Raw genomic sequence first — 2125 nt, 5'->3', positions numbered from 1 at the left:
GTGAGGCGCCGATCGCCGGATGCCGAGTTCATTCGAAGATCTCGAGCCTCATCGAAGGACGGACCATAACGAACATGCGGCAGAGCCTACGGCAAGAATCCCAAAAACCCAATGGAGCCCGGGAATCCCGCCGATCGCTGTCAGCTTGTTTGTCTGTAGACGCTCCTGCTCTCGAAGCGATAGCGGGTCCCCGCCCTTACGCATGATTGGCGACGGAACGGCCCAGACCCGATAGTTTGCCGAGTGCCGAAACTGGTAGGCGTCGTAGCTCAGGCATCCGAAGAAGACCGTTGCGAGGAGGAATCCGAAGGTTGTCATGGGGCATTCAGTGCGAATGGCAGCTTGTGGCCCGCATTCTGGCGTAGCACGAGGGCTAGAGGTTTACCAGAATCAGGATCACGAGTAGGGCTAGTCCACCGACAACAATCAGCGTCCGGAGCCACACAGCGCCGCGTACAACCAAGCCTGGGACCTGGCCGGCGAATGCTCTCAGCCGATCTGCTATCGGATGTCCCCGTGGAAGAACCGCTGCGATCAATAGTGACCCGACGATGGTCAACACGGCAAGTAAGACGAGCGTTGCCACCGAATAGCCAAACACCATCCAAAAGGCCTGCTTCAACGCCATCGGTCGGCCGAACCTTGGCAATCGATGGCGAGCAGCGCCTTTCGAACTGCCTGCCAATCGGTATGTGGTGAAGGCAGTTCGAACGCTGACGCCGGTAGGAGCTTCCGCTGCTCATGCTCGCGCAGAAGGCCTGGTACATCAACATGAACGTCTGCCGGAAGCCCGCCCGCGACGACGCGACTCACTCGAACAGACATTTCATCCATGAGCCGCTTGTGGAACGATCGGACTTCCTCTTCGAACTCGCTGCGAGGCAGGCTGTGAGAGCCACATTCAGCCGACCATGCGCAGACACCATCGACGAGCTTCGCCCGGTTGTCCCATTCGATGTGTACCAGAGACTCATCTGACCACATGAGAATGTTTGCGGACGGCGACAAGTAGGAGAAGTGGAGGCTACGGTTGCCGATCCAGGTGCTCGAACCATCGATGATCTCCCAATAGAGATCGTCGTCGCGCTCGCTGTTCGCCGCGTGCCAAGCGGTCGCTCGCTCCAGCACGCAGCTGCGATCGCCCGAAATATATTGGATGAGATCGGCCGGCACCGGCTCAAGTATGTATGGAAGCAACGCCATCACATCTTCGTATAGGCGGGCAACTTGGTAGTCGCAGTACCGCGAGCTTCCGAGCCTCCGCGCGACGTCGCTGTATTCCAGAAGCACGGACGTGCCAGCTTGCACCCAGTATTGACTGTCGGTCAATCCGAACCAGCTGAGGCTCAGTCTGCCGGGCTTGCCCCAGGGCTGAACCTCTTCGAGAGGCACCATCGCGAAGTTGAAGAGCATGGGCGGGAATGCTTCTGAAGGTCCGGTTCTGCCCGACTTTAGCCAGCTCGAGAGCGGCTGTAAGGCGCCGCTGGCGGAAAACTGGAGGGTCGTGACGAACTTCCAGTCTTGGCCGTTAGGCGAAGCGCTCGGCAATGGCCTGGAGACGGTTCGAACCCAAAATGCCCACAAAGATGTGCACCCCGAACGCCGCGAACACCACGATGCCTGCCGCCGACGCCCAATGCTCGCGCGGCAGAACAAGCAAGAACGGAAGCGTGATGAGCTCGGCCATGAGCATCACCGCCATCTGGATGCGGCTTGTCTTGCGCGCAGCTAAAGCGTATTCGTTGTCCGGCTCCTTTTTAAGCAGCGATTGCAAGCCGAACATGGCTCCCCCGCCGGCGAACACCTTGAAAATCACCGTCGGCACCTTGAGGCCGAGTGGGGACAGGCCGACCAGGACGAGATACGAGAAGGGCATGCCCCAGACCGCATAACGCCCAAGCCACTTGAGACTTTGTGGCTGGGTTCGCTGGTTGGATGGTGCTGCGGAATCTTGGGGCATATGAAGTGTGGATGTGGGAGGTCGGCGTCCGATTGTTATGTGCCCTCAGTTGGTGTGCACGCGCTTCAGAGCCAGCAGCGCCCAGACTTGCAGAAACCGTTGTGTGCGCGACGCGACGGGGCTCCGCGCCGAATTGAGCGCCGTTGCCGAACGGCTGGTCTTGGC

Annotated in this window: 2 protein-coding genes; both read right to left on the bottom strand. The window is 59.6% G+C overall.

Going from position 1 to position 2125, the window contains the following annotated elements:
- Positions 1 to 618 precede the first annotated feature (618 nt).
- Positions 619 to 1413 (bottom strand): DUF5984 family protein, encoded by a 795-nt coding sequence (locus EJI01_RS28185; protein WP_126840391.1) that lies wholly within the window; start codon positions 1411 to 1413, stop codon positions 619 to 621.
- Between the two features lie 115 nt (positions 1414 to 1528).
- Positions 1529 to 1960: a hypothetical protein gene (locus EJI01_RS28180; RefSeq protein ID WP_126840390.1), complete on the bottom strand. Its 432-nt coding sequence runs from the start codon at positions 1958 to 1960 to the stop codon at positions 1529 to 1531.
- Positions 1961 to 2125: the final 165 nt, after the last annotated feature.

Source organism: Variovorax sp. MHTC-1, assembly GCF_003984645.1.
In the GTDB taxonomy this organism is placed as follows: Bacteria; Pseudomonadota; Gammaproteobacteria; order Burkholderiales; family Burkholderiaceae_C; genus Variovorax.
This window is presented reverse-complemented; position numbering and strand designations above follow the sequence as displayed.

What these genes read in the sequence shown, in the direction of transcription:
- EJI01_RS28185 (WP_126840391.1), bottom strand. Translation starts at nt 1,413, where the DNA reads ATGCTCTTCAACTTCGCGATGGTGCCTCTCGAAGAGGTTCAGCCCTGG.
- EJI01_RS28180 (WP_126840390.1), bottom strand. Translation starts at nt 1,960, where the DNA reads ATGCCCCAAGATTCCGCAGCACCATCCAACCAGCGAACCCAGCCACAA.